The organism is Puniceicoccus vermicola, assembly GCF_014230055.1.
GTDB classification, from domain to species: domain Bacteria; phylum Verrucomicrobiota; class Verrucomicrobiia; order Opitutales; family Puniceicoccaceae; genus Puniceicoccus; species Puniceicoccus vermicola.
In genome coordinates this window covers 42081-57697 of record NZ_JACHVA010000102.1, presented here as the reverse complement: position 1 = coordinate 57697, position 15617 = coordinate 42081, and the positions used below count along the sequence as shown (strand labels likewise).

General features: G+C 55.4%; 16 protein-coding genes. 3 read left to right on the top strand and 13 right to left on the bottom strand.

Features of this window, described 5'->3' with window-relative positions; translation table 11 throughout:
- Window positions 1-164: 164 nt before the first annotated feature.
- Entirely contained in the window at window positions 165-1505 is a 1341-nt protein-coding gene (locus H5P30_RS13795) for an extracellular solute-binding protein (protein ID WP_185693518.1), read from the top strand.
- Here H5P30_RS13795 and H5P30_RS13790 read toward each other — a convergent pair whose 3' ends face one another.
- The 4 genes from H5P30_RS13790 to H5P30_RS13775 form a co-directional block, all read right to left on the bottom strand.
- Window positions 1506-3296 carry an alpha-galactosidase gene (locus tag H5P30_RS13790; protein ID WP_185693517.1) on the bottom strand — a complete coding sequence of 597 codons (1791 nt, stop codon included), beginning with the start codon at window positions 3294-3296 and terminating at the stop codon, window positions 1506-1508.
- The gene (locus tag H5P30_RS13785) at window positions 3293-4075 is read right to left on the bottom strand and encodes a DUF1961 family protein (RefSeq protein ID WP_185693516.1); all 783 of its coding nucleotides are present in this window, start codon (window positions 4073-4075) and stop codon (window positions 3293-3295) included. The genes H5P30_RS13790 and H5P30_RS13785 overlap by 4 nt, the downstream gene beginning before the upstream one ends.
- Window positions 4076-4081: 6 nt before the next feature.
- Window positions 4082-5089: a hypothetical protein gene (locus H5P30_RS13780; RefSeq protein WP_185693515.1), complete on the bottom strand. Its 1008-nt coding sequence runs from the start codon at window positions 5087-5089 to the stop codon at window positions 4082-4084.
- Window positions 5090-5186: 97 nt separating this feature from the next.
- Window positions 5187-5501: a hypothetical protein gene (locus H5P30_RS13775; protein WP_185693514.1), complete on the bottom strand. Its 315-nt coding sequence runs from the start codon at window positions 5499-5501 to the stop codon at window positions 5187-5189.
- A 355-nt stretch (window positions 5502-5856) separates the two neighbouring features.
- Between H5P30_RS13775 and H5P30_RS13770 the strand changes: the two genes are divergently transcribed.
- A complete protein-coding gene (locus H5P30_RS13770) occupies window positions 5857-6660 on the top strand; it encodes a M48 family metallopeptidase (protein ID WP_185693513.1) in 804 nt (267 codons plus the stop codon).
- A 55-nt stretch (window positions 6661-6715) separates the two neighbouring features.
- Here the strand turns inward: H5P30_RS13770 and H5P30_RS13765 are convergent, their stop codons facing one another.
- From H5P30_RS13765 to H5P30_RS13730, 8 genes are all read right to left on the bottom strand, one after another.
- A complete protein-coding gene (locus H5P30_RS13765) occupies window positions 6716-7444 on the bottom strand; it encodes an NYN domain-containing protein (protein WP_185693512.1) in 729 nt (242 codons plus the stop codon).
- A 117-nt stretch (window positions 7445-7561) separates the two neighbouring features.
- Window positions 7562-8035: a thioredoxin family protein gene (locus H5P30_RS13760; RefSeq protein ID WP_185693511.1), complete on the bottom strand. Its 474-nt coding sequence runs from the start codon at window positions 8033-8035 to the stop codon at window positions 7562-7564.
- Window positions 8036-8051: 16 nt separating this feature from the next.
- On the bottom strand, window positions 8052-8378 hold the full coding sequence (locus tag H5P30_RS13755; protein ID WP_185693510.1) for a cupin domain-containing protein: 327 nt from the start codon (window positions 8376-8378) through the stop codon (window positions 8052-8054).
- Window positions 8375-8761 carry a putative signal transducing protein gene (locus tag H5P30_RS13750; RefSeq protein ID WP_185693509.1) on the bottom strand — a complete coding sequence of 129 codons (387 nt, stop codon included), beginning with the start codon at window positions 8759-8761 and terminating at the stop codon, window positions 8375-8377. The genes H5P30_RS13755 and H5P30_RS13750 overlap by 4 nt, the downstream gene beginning before the upstream one ends.
- Window positions 8758-9675, bottom strand: coding sequence for an ExbD/TolR family protein (locus H5P30_RS13745; RefSeq protein WP_185693508.1), 918 nt, complete (start codon window positions 9673-9675; stop codon window positions 8758-8760). The genes H5P30_RS13750 and H5P30_RS13745 overlap by 4 nt, the downstream gene beginning before the upstream one ends.
- Before the next feature lie 15 nt (window positions 9676-9690).
- Window positions 9691-9990 (bottom strand): hypothetical protein, encoded by a 300-nt coding sequence (locus H5P30_RS13740; RefSeq protein ID WP_185693507.1) that lies wholly within the window; start codon window positions 9988-9990, stop codon window positions 9691-9693.
- Between the two features lie 318 nt (window positions 9991-10308).
- Window positions 10309-11202, bottom strand: a complete 894-nt coding sequence (locus tag H5P30_RS13735; RefSeq protein ID WP_185693506.1) for a DMT family transporter — start codon at window positions 11200-11202, stop codon at window positions 10309-10311.
- Window positions 11203-11223: 21 nt separating this feature from the next.
- Complete coding sequence (locus H5P30_RS13730) at window positions 11224-12186, bottom strand: type I phosphomannose isomerase catalytic subunit (protein WP_185693505.1); 963 nt, start codon at window positions 12184-12186, stop codon at window positions 11224-11226.
- Between the two features lie 41 nt (window positions 12187-12227).
- Between H5P30_RS13730 and H5P30_RS13725 the strand changes: the two genes are divergently transcribed.
- Window positions 12228-14909, top strand: coding sequence for a DNA translocase FtsK (locus tag H5P30_RS13725; RefSeq protein WP_185693504.1), 2682 nt, complete (start codon window positions 12228-12230; stop codon window positions 14907-14909).
- Between the two features lie 469 nt (window positions 14910-15378).
- Here the strand turns inward: H5P30_RS13725 and H5P30_RS13720 are convergent, their stop codons facing one another.
- Complete coding sequence (locus H5P30_RS13720) at window positions 15379-15609, bottom strand: hypothetical protein (protein ID WP_185693503.1); 231 nt, start codon at window positions 15607-15609, stop codon at window positions 15379-15381.
- Between the last annotated feature and the right edge of the window lie 8 nt (window positions 15610-15617).

Sequence of the window (15617 nt, the reverse complement as noted above, 5' to 3'; positions counted from 1 at the left end):
ATCGTCGAAGAAATACCTACGGCGGAGCGCTGACTAAGTCAATAGATTTAGGCTTTGTTTTAACTCTTTATTGAGGGCGATCTTGTTGCGTTCGGTAGTTTGTGCGCATTGACTGAGCCATAGGGATTGCATAAGGTTCTGGAAATGAGGTAGCAGTAGTTGTCATGGCCGAGAGGAATAGAATTCAAGTTGTCCGGGATCACATACTGGGCTTGCTGGAGAGAGGAGAGATTTCTCCTGGGGATCGTATTATCGCCGCTCGAGAATTGGCGGAGCAATTGGAAATTTCCTTTTTGAAAGTCCAGCAGGCCGTCGAGTCACTCTGTCAGGATGGTGTGCTCCATACTCATTCCCGCAAAGGCACGTTTGTGCAGAAGAATTGGCAGCAGTGTGTGCTGGCAGAAAATATGCGGGTATACAATCCAGTGGAATTTTTTCCGTGGATTCCCGATTTGTTGTCGCTAATCGAGGACTATATCCCGGGCTTGCGTAGCACTTTTGCTTTTGATCGCGGCATGCTTGAATTGCGCACGACGAGTCATGTGCTGACAGAGTTTGATGACTACATGGATCTGTCGTCTATTTTCGAAGAGTGTTACCCCGATCGCAGTGTTTTCTTTGAAAGGCCGTTTCGCCCATTTGAGATCAAAAAACGCATGGTCGGCATTCCGTTCGCCTTCTCGCCGCGCGTAATTTTTTACCGGCCCTCTCTGTTTGAAGCTGCGGGTGCACCCATGCCTCACGTTGGCTGGGGTTGGAGCGAATTCATAGAAAGTCTGGAGGCGCTGAAAAATATTTTGCCGAAGTCCGGGCTCATTAATTGGAGTCATGCCCAGTACTTAATTATGGTTTTTGTTTTGCGGGCTGGGGGGAGGCTCTTCATGCCGGGCGCTGAGGACCCGGTGTCATTCGACAGCCCGGAGGTTGAGCACGGTCTAGAGCTGTATCGTGAATTAGGGGCGCGGGTGGAACGCGTTCATTCGCCCGATGCGACTTATCATAAAGCGTTTATGAACGGGGAGGCTGCAATGTATCTCGGGGGTCGCCATTTTATGGATTTCATTTTGAGGGCAGAAGATGATGATTGGGCTACGGCACCTTTGCCTCTCTTTGAGGGCGGCGTTGACTCCACGGCCCAAGCCACAGATCTGATTTGTGTGCGTAAATCATGTACATCGCCTGACTTGGCAAAGCAGTACGTGAAGGCGATGCTCTCTGAAGAAGTTCAGGATTTTATTGGTCAGCAAAAGCACAACATACCGATTCGGAAAAGCTCGGCTTTTAAGTCACTGGATTTGGATGATCCGCGGGATTCCCTAATTGCCTCTGAAGTGGGTAAGATCTCGATCGACTTTAATTTGCAACCGCCATTTCCAGGGGCCTTTGTGCTGAAAGGGCTTCAGCGCATAATTAAACAGGACATTGATATTCGAACGGGCTTGTCGGAGCTTGCCTCCGCGGCGCGCACCATTATTGCGGTCAACGGCGAGTATCGCCCCGACTAACTACGCGTCTGCGATGGCGTATCCTGCGCTCGGAACTGCGATTGTCTGAATCGAATCGCCGTTTGAAATTTTAGCACGGTTCACTTCTTCGCCGAGGCAATTGTAGATACGAAGCTCACGAGCCGTTTTGATCTTTGAGCAATCGAGGTGAACCTGTGGCTTGTGTGTGGCATTCACTATGCTGAGCTTCCGGCCAGAGTTTTTTGGCAGTTGGGCAATGTGCTGTTGCTGATAGATGGCACTTAGCGTTTCTTCATCGTTTTCGACGTGGACCGAAGGATAGAGGTCTAGTGGTTGGACTGGATTTAGCCGTCCTTTCATCAGTAGATTTTTTCGTTGGATCCAGAAGGTTAGAAACTCTCTCAGCATCTGCTCATGCTCACCGGGGATAGAGTCTTGTTTGACGGAGATTTGAGGCACCGAAAACAGGGTTGCCCAAAGTTGCATGGCTGCGTGTTCGACGCTCTCCCTGGGGTTCCACATCACCATGTCCGAATGCACGGCGGTGTTTCCAGAGAGCAGGCGGAGGTCGATGGTTCGCGTGAGGTTACTCGTGGCGTCGTTGGGGCAATCATGGGCTCGAAAGATATTCCCGTACTTGCGCATGGCCGGGCCAATGTAGGCTTGTCGAAATTCTATCAAAACATCGGGCTTGAGCGCTCGAAGCTGAGTCATGATGTCTGTAAAAAGCCGATCTGCAGCAGCGGGAACGGAGACCATATCGGCAGTTTCGTTTTCTGGGGTCACGGGGTTTTCCGCGGTGAAACGATCCACGAAATCGAGCTTGAGTCCATCGATGTTCCATTCCTCGATCGCGGTGCGGTAGCAATCGATAATCGTCTGGCGAACCGATGCGAACCTTGGGTCCAGGCAGGCGGCGGAGCCAACGGCTGCTTTGGGTAGGGTTTTGTCTTTGAGTGATTGCCAGGCTTTGCTTTTGGGTCCGACGAAGGGGACTGAAAACCAGACGAGGTAATTCATCTCCAAGTCACGGACATTGGCGACATGGGAGGGGAAATTGGGAAACTTGCTGGTGGCAACACCCCAGTCGCCACAGAAGGCGTAGCCCTTGTTGTTGTCTTCGGTTTGCCAGCCGTCATCCAGAATGACGGTTTTGCAGCCAAGTTCCCGGGACCATTGGCAGTTGGCCTCAACCTCCTTGTCGGTAAGTTTTTGGTGGAAGCTGTACCAAGTTGAGTAAACGGGTTCGTAGGCGGACTCGGGAACGGGGGCTGGTCGATAGGGCGGCATGGCACTCCACCATTGGCTGATGGTAGAGATCGTCTCATGGTAGGGGTGCGGTCGCTCGTCGATGCGAATCGTAATTTCGTAGTCTTTGATCTGGGGCCATGGAGCATCGAACAGCACGATGCGACAGTTGGCCGCAGAGTCTTCTTCCTCGAGTTGTGTGCGAATGCTAATGGGGTTGATGGCGTCCGATAGTGCAAAGGTGTGGCGGTTCTTGTCCTCCGACGAGAAGAAGGTGAATACGGGCGCGCCGAGGGTGGCGTAGGTCTGAGTGGTGGTAGCCCAGTTGGCAGTAAGCGAGCGGTCAGGTCCAATCGTTGGATGCCACTTCCCAACAATGTCCACAATCGGGACGAACCAATTAATTTGGATGGGAGCAGGGGAGGTCCTCTCCTTTAAATCGATACGGATGAGGTAGTCGTTTAGTCCTGGTTCAATCTCCTTAACGGTGACGTCTGCGGTAAAGTCCGGGGCATCGCCTACTGCGCGTATGGAGTCCGCGCTGATTTTTACGCGTTGGTTGCCGTTTGGTTGTGGAGTCACTGACCTGAGGTCTTGTCGCTCTTTGTCTTCAATGGATAGACAGCGAGCCTTTCGTATTCCGCCCAGTGCGTGTGATCCATTTGCCGAAGGCCAATCCAGCCGCTGTGATTCCACGCGGGTCCGTCGTTTGAGGGGTCGTCCAAATGTTCAAGCGCGAGCTCGCCATCGACATAGTAGCGGATCAGTCCATCATTTTTGTAGATGCCAATGCGGTGAAATTTGTCCGTTTGGTCATTGGCGATTGGATCTTCGCCATTGGCGATTAGGGTGAATCCTCGGTTTTTTCTGAGATTGGATGCTTTTCGGGCTCCGCTCCAATACGATAGATGGTATCCATTTAAGTCTCCGCTGTGGTATTGGGTGAACGTGCCGTCCCGAGCGGCGAGCTCTGGGTCAAAAATGGATTCACCATTCACTCCCCGTGTGTTGAAAAATACGATGGTTAAGCCTTGCTGCTTGTCCTTTGGTCGAAAATCAAACTCCAGGTAGAAGCTGCCCGGCACTTCGACGTTGAGCCAGGCAACGAGATGGTTGCCCTTTGCCGGCTTGGTATTGATACCCTCGCTTTTGAGTAGGAGGCGCCCATTTTCGATCGATATCGACTGACCTCCCTCGAGAGACCAGTCTTGCAGTATGCCGGGGGAGTCGAATTCGGTCGCGTAGATCGGGTGGGCCCAATCAACATTGTCGGCGATGAGGGCGATGTCTGTCTCATTGCACTGGGACATTGAGGGAGCCAGGATTAGAGAAGCGATGAGGAGGCTTTTTCGTAGACTCATGGGGACTTATTTCCGGCGGCGCAATACCGCCAGGCTCATGAATAAGATGCCTGCAATTAAGGAATATTGGGAAGGTTCGGGGATGGTGGAAATGACGTCCCCCAGTGAACTTCCGAAACGGATTTCGTCGTAGGAAGTGCTGATTTCTCCCGTATTGTCGTAGTTGTCTGCGCCAGAGTTAAAGTCTACAGAAAACTCAGCCGTGGCAATGCGCATGGATTGGCTGTCGCTTAGGGTGATCGTGTCAGTGCTGCTGTTGCTCGTGGAAATCAGGGCATAGGTGTTCATGTCGCTTTCGAGTCCGCCATTGGCTTGCCAGCTGTCGTAGGAGGTCTCGTTGAAGACCCACATATTAGCTTCGCCACCGCCAGCGCCACCAACATTGGTGTAGCGGGAAACGAAGAGGTAGACTTCCGATAGGTTGATACTGCCGCTGCCGCTAATGGAACCGTTAGCGGAGTAATAGGCACCTACCTTCACGCCGCCTTGATTGGGGCGTTTGGTTTGGGCAGACATGTAGCCATTGCCGTTGCCGATTATGTCGCTCGTATCCTGTGCACGCAAATCGGATATGCCGGAGTTGGATGGATCTTTGCCCAGGGTGGCATTGGCTAAGTTGTTGGAGTCAACGCGAGCGAGCATCGACTGGTAGACGGTGCCGGTCGCCACCGTGTCGAATGAGGCGTGTGAGTATACGTATTCTTTGTCCTGCAAGATGGTGGGAGAGACATTCTGATAGAGTGAACCGCCGGTTGTTTGAATGTTGCTGAATTCTAAGCCAGTCGGGTTGTAGGTCGATGCTTGGACGTTGCCATTCCCGGAAGTCCCGGTGCTGGTTGAGTAGGCTCCGCTGAGCCCGAGAGCGCCGCCGCCGACGGACACACCATTGATGTCCATGCTTGAGCCGCCGTAATTAAACCCTTCGTAGACAAATAAGTTCGCGTTGGCGAAAGCCGGACCAAGGATTGAGAAAGTGATAATGGCGGAAGTTTTTTTGAGGAGGGTCGTTTTCATAAGTGGTTGGATTTCTGGGGTGGAATTTTGGCTTAATCAGAAGAGAATTTTGTCGGCTATAGAATCATCGCTCGGGTTCGGAGGATACCTCTGCGCTTCACGGAGCAGTCGCCCAATGACTTGCTCTGGATTCTTCTTGGGCGTGGGCTCTTCGCGCACGGGTGTTTTTCAACTCGATAACGATGACGGCTGATTGATGCCGATTGCGGCGCTGCCGAAAATCGCCCTTTTCTCGGGTTTGGTTCGGACGGAAGTCAATTTTCATAGCTTTGATTTGCAAATCTTTACAATCTTTCGATTGCGTAGAACCGTGCCCGTAGATGGTCTGAATCTGACTGTTTCCGACTTTTTCCCTGCATTCGAGGAGATGACGGTCCACTGCGAGCAGACGGCAGAAGGTCTTTTTCGGCATTTTGGTTTCAGTAGTTTGGGTGGGGTCTCTCAAAGTTTCCTTTGAATGAAGGAATTTTATAGGCGAACCATCTTGACTAAGTCAACAGGAAATTGGAACCAAGTTTCCCTTACCTGTGTGGATGGCTGCGACATAGATTTCTCTGAATGGTTTGATATTGGATCGGAGAAATTTGTGCACAAAATTGGACGCTCAGCGCTCAGGGAAGGAATTCCAAAGAATTCCTGCCGAGGGAGGATCGCTGCTGGCTTGAGTGGGTCCTCTGTGGGAGCGAGGAGGGTCCGATTCGGGATGATTGGCAGGTCGTGGAGAAAATGTGTTTTCATCGCCAAGGGTTTCTCTCAGTATGGTTTTTATGCGATCGATTCCGTCTCATTTTGGCGCTCTTCTGCTGATTCTTACTCTCTCGCTGACCGGTTGTTACACCGTTCCAGAGACGGGGCGCTCGTCGTTTACGCTTTTGCCCGAGAGCCAAGTGAAGAGCATGGGGATTTCCTCATTTGAGGAGATCAAGGAGACTTCTCCGCTCATTACGAGTGGTCGAAATTACGAAATGATTCAGCGAGTTGGGAATCGGATCGCCAAAGCGGTGGGCAATGATATGCCGGACGCCGAATGGGAATTCATCTACATCGATGAAGACCAGGTGAATGCCTTTGCGCTGCCCGGTGGGAAAATCGCGGTTTACGATGGAATGTTCGATGTCATCGATAGTGAGGACGAGCTCGCTTTCATCCTTGGGCACGAGGTGGCGCACGTCACTGCCCGTCACTCCAACCAACGCCTTTCTCAGGCCATGGTTATTGCCGGAATCGGGGTGGGAGTTGGATTCGCTATCGATGATCTGGATAGTTCGGAGAAGCAGTTGATCCTCGCGGCTTATGGATTGGGGACGACGGTGGGTATCGCTCTGCCCTACAGTCGGCTGCATGAGAGTGAGGCCGATTATATAGGACAACTTTACATGGCCCGGGCCGGCTACAATCCGGAGGTTGCCCCCGGAGTTTGGGTGAAAATGGCGGAAAAGTCGCCGAATGGCACGCCCGGTTGGCTATCAACTCACCCGACCCATGAGGATCGAACTCAGGCGCTCCAAGAAAGTATGCCGAAGGCCAAAGAAGAATACCGCAATTCCCGCTACGTCACAGGCGAGCGGTAATCGAATCGGCTGAATCTCCAGATCTACTGTGAGGTAGACGTCGAGAGAGGTTTGCCTACCGCTCTCGCACGCAGGGCTGGAGGGCACCGTTTTCGGACGGGACGTTTTTGACCTCGAACAGATCGATGGCCTTAAAGAGGTCGCTGAGTTTGCGGAAGCCGTAATTGCGGGGATCGAATGAGCCTTGGTTGGAAATGTGGGATCCGACGACCCCGAGATGGGCCCAGCCCTCTTCATCCCCAACCGCCTCGATGGCGTTGCGCAGAAGATTCATGAGCTTCGTGTCGCTCTTGAGAATCGACGGGTTTGTGGCCTTCTCTTTTCGGGATTTCTTGGCCTTCTCGTCTTCATCGAGGAAGAGGAATTTTGAGCAGCTTTTGCTGAAAGGTTCGGGCGTTTGCTGTCCGCCGAATCCGACCACCAGTTTTCCTTCCTCGCGGAGGCGTCTCGCCAACGGGGTGAAGTCGCAATCGGAGGTGACCAGAGCGAACACGTCCGCATTGCGGGTGTAGAGTATGTCGAGGGCGTCTATGACGAGACTCATGTCGGTGGCATTCTTACCTTTGACGAGATCGAAGCGTTGCACCGGCTGAATCGCGTATTCATTGAGAATCTTTTCCCATCCCGAGAGTCCCCGCTTTTTCCAGTTTCCATAGGCGCGGCGAATATTGACGGTGCCGTACGAGGCGAGCTCAGCGATGATGAAATCGATCTTCGACGCGGGGGCGTTGTCGGCGTCAATGAGCAGGGCGATGCTATTGTGGTGAGAGCTGGGTTCGGGCATGAGATTGTGAATCCTAGAGATTTCCCCTCGCGCGGTAAAGGGGAACCCGCCACAGAAACGGCCTCTTGGGAAACTTCGGGGCCGAGAGGTCGCGTTCTCTTTTTGGGAACAGCTGGGTCAGTTGGCAGGGCCGAGGCCGATCCCATCGACCATAGATTCAAGATCCTGAAATCCCCGGAGTTGGCCGTCATAGCTCGCCGCTTCGGAGGGATTGAAAAGGATCAGGTAGGGCCAGCCCCGATATTTCAGGTCGTCGGGTATGTTCTGCTTGTGGCGGAAGGCGATGAGATTCTTTGTGGAGGAAGGGATGTTCTTATCGCGGTAAATGGGCGCGAAGTCGACCTTGAGGGGGATGATTTCTGATTGCGCAAAATCGGCGAATTCCGGAGTCGAGAGGACATTTTTCTCAAGGAGAATGCAGGGGCCGCAGGAATAGGAATTGGTGAAGAGGAGGAAGATCGGTTTGCCCGTTTCTTCCGATTGAGCGACCGCCTCGTTGTAGTCGGTGAGCCACTGGACTTCGTTCTCGGCGGAAGTGAGGGATTGCGCCACGGAGAAGGTGAGCAGGAGGGAGAAAAGGAGGGTTCTCATGGAGATCAAGTTTTGGCTACGCATAAAATACGGCGAGCCAGATCGTGATTTGGTCTGGGTCGGTCCAGTGGACGCGATGTTTTGTGTGGGCGGGAAGATGAAGTGTGTCGCCCAGGCCGAGTGTTTGAGAGCGGCCATCTTCGAAACGGATCTCGCCCCGGCCTTGGAGGACGAGGACCCACTCGTTCTCATCCTGGTCATACCACCCGGATTCGGGAGAGCTTTGTCCGTGGGAGAGGATCCGCTCAATTCGGATATTCTCGCCGCGGACGAGATCCTCGACGACCTCGGAATCCAGGGACTCCGGAAGAGAATCGAAAAGGTTCTGAACGGCCTGCGTCATTCCGGCTTCGCATTCAACTTGAGGGGGAAGGACTTTTTGCAGTCGAGGCAGTCCACCTTCTTCGTGGATAAAGGGAGGAGGAAGCCAATGATGATACTCATGGCGGTGATTAGGTTTAGTTCCCGCATTTTTACGTTTCCGGAACCGCAATAGGGGCAGGTGAGGAGGCCCTCGGATGCCGGGGGGAGTTCAAGGATTTCCCTTGAGCGGTCTTCATCGGCATCGGGCACCGCCAGTTTGATTCCTCCGACGGCGTCGGCATAAATCTGGATCGCTTCGACGATTTCGATATCCCGTAGCTCCACGGCGATCCCGTTCCCCTCGAGGACGGACGCCGCTAAGTGGGCTTCGTCCGGGTTGTGGTAGGTGGCGATGACTTTCATTGTTCGAAGACCGGGATTTTAGGGGAATTGCGGTGGAGAGTCATCCCCGGCCCGATTATTGTAATTGATCCGGTCGAGGTCGCTGTTTTTTGAAACGATATGCGTTGAAAGCCTTTTGACTGGAGTGTTTCCAATACGGATTGGATTCGCTGAAGTTTTGTTGTGGGAGCAACTTTAATTAGGATCTTTGAGTCTTTCGGTTTGTTTTTAAAGGCTTCTAGTAGCTCTTCGGTGGATACCGTTTCACCCGATAGGATTAAACTGTCTGGAGTGACTTCGACTTCGATGTCGAAGGAATCCAAGTCTGGAAAGGTCTGTGGCGATTTTGGGCCTGTAAAGGAACTGGTTATTTGAGGGCGGATCTGGATTTTTGCCGTCTCGGACGATCCTCTCACGAGGACGAACCAACGGTACGAATGGATTGGTGGCTGGTCGCCGATCTGCTCCGTGCGGTGGAGGCCTCCCATGAGAATGAAGGTATTGGGTCTGAGTGTCAGGTCGGAGGTAAGAAAAATCTTTTCGAAAATAGGCTGATCGAAGTTTGAGGGGGCATTCGCGATCGTTCCCTCGACTTCTTTCACGTCGGAGAAAGTGTAGGCAATGTCATCTCCATCTTCCTTGATCTGAAAGTAGGTCCCGACCTCGTTCCTGTCGGATGTTTCGCTTGAGTCTGATGAGTCTCCGAAAGGATCTGTGGCAGGGGAGGAGTCGCGGTGTTCTTGGGTGTAGGGAATGCCCTCCGTTTGAAGGGTGTGAGTGACTCGAATTCCGGGAGTGTTCAGAATCGTTGGGATGTCCAAGTCGGGGCTCTCGGAGATCACCGGCTCGTTGGCCTCGATTACGTAGAGAGTGTAGGAGTCGGCGTGGGCTCTGGCCGAGAGGCAGACGAGAAGGATGAGGAGGATCTGCTTCATTCTGGACGATTGGAGTTAGACGTTGTTTTCGAGAAGAACATCTTCACGCGAGCTTTGTTTGCTGGCGGTAAGATGGATAATCAGAGCGACGACGAGAAGCGCCAAGGCCAAGGCTCCGATGAGGCCTCCGATCATTGTCGAAATAAGGGCGTTGCTCATCTCGGTGTTAAGGGTTCCGGGGGCACTGACGCCGGGTTGGGCAACGGTAGAGAAGGTTCGGACAAAGCTGAGGATGGAGCCGCCCAAACCGACGATTGCGCCGGAAATGGTTAGAGCGATTCCACTGATTAGAGGCCATTTAACGGCAGGTTTCATGATCGGGCGGGTTTCGGGATTGTCCAGGGAGAGATTTCTGAGGGATAACTGATGTTGCTCCGGATTTCGAGGTGTTTCTTTGTTCAAAGCCTTTCGTTTCTCGGGCTGGATGGAGTGAATCCTGAGGTTCATGGAGGCACGAGGTCGCGTTGGTTGGAGCGCGGACTTCAGTCCGCCCCGACGGAACGGCGTCGTATGAAAGGTGACCTAGTTTGGCAGCCGTTTCTCAGGAAATGATCGAGGGAGGAAAAAGTACTAGGAGGATTTGCTGAGAGGCATGGGGGGCGGAATGAATTTCGCGGTCCATTGTGTCGATCCTTAGGCCGCTTGGGTGCTTCGTCGTTTCCGGCCGATAAGGAGGCCGCAGACGATGAGGATGGATCCGAGGGCGAGGGTGGCCCAGTTGGGTTCGCTCTTGTTGAGGACGATGGCGATCAAGACTCCGAAGGGGACGACAAGGTTGTTGGAGGCGGCAAGGAATCCGGCCGAGACGCGGCTGGCCCCGAAATTCCAGAGGAAGAAGCCGATTCCGGAAGCGACGACGCCGAGGTAGAGGAGGACGGCCCATTGGGCGAGCGTCGGCTGCGGAAATGGAGTGTAGGAGGCGAAAATCAGGGCCATGAGGACGGTGAAGGCGAGTCCGCCGACATAGAGGAGGGCAAAGACATCCTTTTCGCGGGTCTCGGGATTGCGGAATTTCCACTGTCGAAACCAAACCTGCCCGCCGGCGAAGGCGAGATTTGAGAGCTGCATTAGGAGGAATCCGGTGAGGAATTCTCCCTGCGGCACTCCCTGAGCTTCGATGAAAACGGCTCCGACCACGGAAAGGAAAGCCGCGGCGAAAAAGCGGAGCTTGAACTGACGGCGGAGGGCGGCGTCGAGAACGGTGACCCATAGGGGTGTGAGCACACTGAAAAGCGCGACCTGCCACGCCTCCAGAAAACGAAAAGCCGAGAGGTAGCTGACGTACATGACGCCAAACTGGAGGGCTCCAATGGCGGCGAGCTCGAACTTTTGTGCCCAAGAGCGTTGGCCGATCCGGAGGAAGGGCGCGAAGCAGACCCCGGCGACGACGAGGCGAACCGTCCCGATGAAGAGCGGATCCAGCCCGGCAAGCGCCTTCCCGATGATGCCGAAGGAGAAAGCCCAGATGAGGGTGACAAGAAGAAGCGCCCCGGTTCCGAGAGCGGTCTGGGAGGGGGCCGACTTCATCCGGTCAACTGCCCGGGGCGATTAGCCCGCAGGAGTGAATCGATCGGTGAGGAGGACCGTGCAGCTTTCGGTGGCTTGGATCGCGCACTCGCGGCTGGCCGGAAGGAGGACGGTGTCGCCCTTTTTCATCCCGATCCCGGAAGGGGAATCCGAGAGCTTGCCTGAGACGACGTGGAGGAGGATGGGGGCACCGGGGGCTCCGGTGGAGAGCTTGGTTCCTGCTTCAAGATTAACCCGACGGATCCGGAACTCGGCGCAATCAGCGAGGACGGTCTCCCCAACCTCATCAAAGGACGGAAGGGCAGAGGGCTCGAAATCGTTAAAATCGATGCTCTTCATCGACTCGTCGACGTGGAGCTGGCGTGGGTTGCCGTCGAGTCCCTTGCGCCCCCAGTCGAAGACGCGGTAGGTGGTGTCGGAATTTTGCTGGATCTCCAGAATCAGGTTCCCGGCGTCGATAGCGTGGAGGCGTCCGCTCTCGACGAGGATGGATTGGCCGGGTTCGACCGGAAAGCGGTGGACCAGGTCTTCCAGAGTTTCTTCCTTCAGTGCGGCTTCGAACTCATCGCGGGTGACCCCATCCTTGAGGCCGACGATGAGACCGGCGTCCGCCTGGGTGTCGGCCACGAACCAGTTCTCGGTCTTGGGTTCCCCTCCGAGCGAGGGGGCGATGGAGGCGGGTGGGTGAACCTGGAGGCTGAGGCGCTGCTGGCAATCGAGCCACTTGACGAGGATCGGGAAGCGGTCTTCGGCTTTCCAGCCCTTGCCCATGATTCCCTCCGGATCGGATTCGATGAGACTCCGGATCGTCTGACGTTCGTCTTCGGAGCCGCAGATCAGGGATGCGTCGTCGGGACGATCGACGAGGTCCCAGCTTTCGCCGATGACCTTCCCACCGGGGAGTTCGCGCCCCAAAGAATCTTCAAGGGAGCGGCCGCCCCAGACACGTTCTTTATAGATCGGTTGAAAGAGAACTGGATTCATGATTGCCATTGCGCTACAAAAGTCGGTTTGAATCCAGCTGAATGTCTCCCTCTCGTCAAAAGAAGAATAAAAAGGTTCAAGCGACCTTCACTCCTCGCACTTCACCGATCCGTCCGTTGAAGGGGGGAATCCTGATCACGATTGGCCTGCTTTTCGCGGTCGCATTGGTCGATTATGATCCGACTCAGGAGGGCATTATCCGGGCTTTTGCGACCTCGACGGAGACCTCGTCGGATCCGAACCTCGTTGGTCAGTTTGGCCGGGACTCCGCGTTTTTGCTGCTCTCCGGGCTGGGTCTAGGCTCGGTCTTTCTACTTTTCTCGGTGATTTGGATTGGCGTTTTGAATTTGGTGAAGCGCGCCCACCTCGTCACCGGGCCACGCCTGGTGGTATTGGTGCTGGCAACCCTCGCCTCGGCGGGGCTCGCGAACGGACTGCAGCTTGCGTGGTGGCCGAATCTGGAATCGATTTTTCCGGAAAATTTCTTTCCCCGCGGCACCGGAGGACTGGCCGGGTATTGGCTGAATGAGGCATTTCTTTTCGAAACGCTCGGTCAATTTGGCAGTTTTTTCCTCCTTTTGCTCTTTTTTCTGCTCGGACTGGGGGCGTTGTTCAGCGATCCCTCCCGGAATCTGTTTGAGCGGGCCTTCCAGCGTTGGTCTGAGCGCCGGGCCGACCGGCAGCCTACGGCGGCCGAGCGCAAGAAGGCTCGGACGCAGAAGAGGGAAGAGCGCGCGCAGAAGATCGCGCTGAAGGAGGAGAAACGTCAGGCGAAGCTGGACCGGAAGAAAGAAAAGGACCAGATCCGCCAGGAGAAAGCCCAGAAGCGGGAAGAGCGCGAGGCGGAACGTCGGCAAAAGCGTGAAGCCGAAGCGGCGGCGCGCGAAGAGCGATTGGCCACCCGCGCGAAAGAAGATCCCGAGCCCGAGTCTGAATCGGTCGCCGCGGTCGACAGCAGCTTGCTTTCGGGGAGCATTCCGGCCCGCCGTCGGTCTCGCTCGCAGAGTCGTCCTGAACCGGCCGCGCCAGCCCGCCGAGCGACTCCACCGACGGAACCGGAACCTGAGCCCGAGCCGGAGCCCGCGCCCCAGCCGAAACCTGCGAAAGCTCCCGAGCCCAAAGAACCGGAGCCGAAGGACAGCGGCCTGAAGATCGTTGCTGGGGAGAAAATCGAGAAAGCGGAGAACCTCTTTCCGGCCCGCAAAGGCAATTACCAGTTTCCCTCCCTGGACCTCCTGCAGGAGCCGACTCCGCCGCAAGAACGCCACGTGGAGAATCACGAGGAGACGGCCATGGCCCTCAAAACGACTCTGGCCGAGTTCGGGGTCAAGGTGGAGCTCGGGGAGGTTCACACCGGACCGGTCATCACTCGCTACGAAGTTTATCCCGCTCCGGGGGTCCGGGTGGAGAAGATCGCTAACTTGGCCAAGAATTTGGGTATGAGCCTCAAAGCGCAGTCGGTGCGTATTCTCGCCCCGGTGCCCGGGAAGGGCTGCGTGGGGGTCGAGGTGCCGAACCGCAATCCGTCGGCCGTCTGTATTCGCGAAATCATCGAATCCCGATCCTGGGGCGACGCGGATGCCGAGATTCCCGTCGTTCTCGGGAAGGAAGTGAGCGGAAAACCGTTGGTGGCAGACCTGACGAAGATGCCGCACCTGCTCATCGCTGGTTCCACTGGCTCCGGGAAAACGGTCTGTATCAACAGCGTCATCGCCTCGCTGCTCTACCACTCCAGCCCGGAGGACCTGCGTTTCATCATGATCGACCCGAAGATCGTGGAAATGCAGATCTACAACTCTTTGCCCCACATGCTGATTCCGGTCGTGACCGATCCGAAGAAGGTGCCGGGGGCTCTCAAGTGGTTGATCTCCGAAATGGAGCGGCGCTACCAAGTTTTTGCCCGGGCCAACGTCCGCAATATCGCCGGATTCAACAGCAAGATCGCCAAGAACAAGGAGGAGAAAAAGCGCGCCGAGGAGATGGAGGCCGAAATGTCGGCCGAAGAGCGGAACGCTCTGCTCGAGGCCCGGTCCGAGGAAGAGGACGATGGCTTCGAAATGCCGACCGAGAAGATTCCCTACATCGTCTGCATCGTGGACGAGCTCGCCGACCTTATGATGGTGGCTCCGGCCGACATCGAAACCGGAATCGCCCGACTCGCCCAGCTCGCTCGTGCGGCGGGAATTCACCTGATCCTCGCCACCCAGCGTCCCTCGGTAAACGTCATTACCGGGGTGATTAAAGCCAACTTGCCGAGCCGGATCGCCTTTAAGGTCGCTTCCAAAATCGACAGTCGCACCATTCTCGACGAAGGCGGAGCTGACTCCCTTATCGGAAAAGGGGATATGCTCTTTATCCCGCCGGGTGCTCATACGCTGGTCCGTGCGCAGGGGGCTTTCGTTTCCGACGAAGAAATCAACGGCGTCGTCGAATACCTCAAAGTCAACGGCCCGCCGAACTTCCTCGAACAAGTCCAGGCTCAGATCGATGCGGGCGACGAGGAAGGCGGAGGAGGCGCCGAGGGAGATTACGAGGACGAGTTGGTGCCTCAGGCCCTGGATGTTCTTCGTTCGAGCAAGCGGGCCTCGACTTCCATGCTCCAGCGTCGTCTTCGCATCGGCTACAACCGGGCTGCTCGGATCATGGAAATCCTCGAGGACGAAGGCTACGTCGGCCCGGAAAACGGTTCGAGTCCGCGCGAGATTCTTCGGGATCTGGACTGAGTCAAAAAGACAAGCGGTGACTCTTAGCGAGTGTTGAGTTGCCAGTGGAGAACGCGGGGCAGACTAGAGTCCGCGGTCCAAGGGGAGTGATTCCTTTTGTGTTCTAACAACTGGCGATTGATGGAGCGCGGAATTCATTCCGCCCCGTTAGAGGAGGCGCTCGTTTTTCCGTGGCAGGGTTGGCTCCGCCGCCCTGCGGATTTGGGCGGGACGGAGAAATTGATTTAACCACTGACCGCATACCCGTTCATCTGGGGTAGAAGATCACTTTCCTTGATGAGAATCATGGCTATTGTGATTCCGTGATCGTGGCGCTTGAGAGTTGCGGGTCTTCTCCTCTTTGTTTTGCCGATTCTCGTTGGGCGGCGAAGCCAACCCAACCACTGTGGATGGTGCTTTTCTGTAGCGCTTGGAACTTCGTAGTCGAATTTTGCCGCGTCGGGCGTGAGGCCGATGATCGCCAGTGGTGTTATCCCTTCTTCGGTCGTGCCCGGAACTCCTCGTGGAGGTCCGGGCGCTGTTGGCTCAGAACGGTGGAGACGTGACGGGCGAAGTCGGCTCCGATTTCGTTGTAGAGGTGGAAGGCGGAATCGACGCCGGTGGCGCAAAGTTCTTTGGCCTCATCGTCGAATTGAGAGGTGGTGGTCACGACCTCCTGATCGCCCGCCTCTTTCACCGTTTCTTTGGTGTGGAGTTTCACGGCGCGCT

Bases quoted from the DNA above. Each gene is read 5' to 3' on its own strand.
- H5P30_RS13795 (WP_185693518.1), top strand. From the start codon at position 165: ATGGCCGAGAGGAATAGAATTCAAGTTGTCCGGGATCACATACTGGGC.
- H5P30_RS13785 (WP_185693516.1), bottom strand. From the start codon at position 4,075: ATGAGTCTACGAAAAAGCCTCCTCATCGCTTCTCTAATCCTGGCTCCC.
- H5P30_RS13780 (WP_185693515.1), bottom strand. From the start codon at position 5,089: ATGAAAACGACCCTCCTCAAAAAAACTTCCGCCATTATCACTTTCTCA.
- H5P30_RS13775 (WP_185693514.1), bottom strand. From the start codon at position 5,501: ATGCCGAAAAAGACCTTCTGCCGTCTGCTCGCAGTGGACCGTCATCTC.
- H5P30_RS13770 (WP_185693513.1), top strand. From the start codon at position 5,857: ATGCGATCGATTCCGTCTCATTTTGGCGCTCTTCTGCTGATTCTTACT.
- H5P30_RS13765 (WP_185693512.1), bottom strand. From the start codon at position 7,444: ATGCCCGAACCCAGCTCTCACCACAATAGCATCGCCCTGCTCATTGAC.
- H5P30_RS13760 (WP_185693511.1), bottom strand. From the start codon at position 8,035: ATGAGAACCCTCCTTTTCTCCCTCCTGCTCACCTTCTCCGTGGCGCAA.
- H5P30_RS13755 (WP_185693510.1), bottom strand. From the start codon at position 8,378: ATGACGCAGGCCGTTCAGAACCTTTTCGATTCTCTTCCGGAGTCCCTG.
- H5P30_RS13750 (WP_185693509.1), bottom strand. From the start codon at position 8,761: ATGAAAGTCATCGCCACCTACCACAACCCGGACGAAGCCCACTTAGCG.
- H5P30_RS13745 (WP_185693508.1), bottom strand. From the start codon at position 9,675: ATGAAGCAGATCCTCCTCATCCTTCTCGTCTGCCTCTCGGCCAGAGCC.
- H5P30_RS13740 (WP_185693507.1), bottom strand. From the start codon at position 9,990: ATGAAACCTGCCGTTAAATGGCCTCTAATCAGTGGAATCGCTCTAACC.
- H5P30_RS13735 (WP_185693506.1), bottom strand. From the start codon at position 11,202: ATGAAGTCGGCCCCCTCCCAGACCGCTCTCGGAACCGGGGCGCTTCTT.
- H5P30_RS13730 (WP_185693505.1), bottom strand. From the start codon at position 12,186: ATGAATCCAGTTCTCTTTCAACCGATCTATAAAGAACGTGTCTGGGGC.
- H5P30_RS13725 (WP_185693504.1), top strand. From the start codon at position 12,228: ATGTCTCCCTCTCGTCAAAAGAAGAATAAAAAGGTTCAAGCGACCTTC.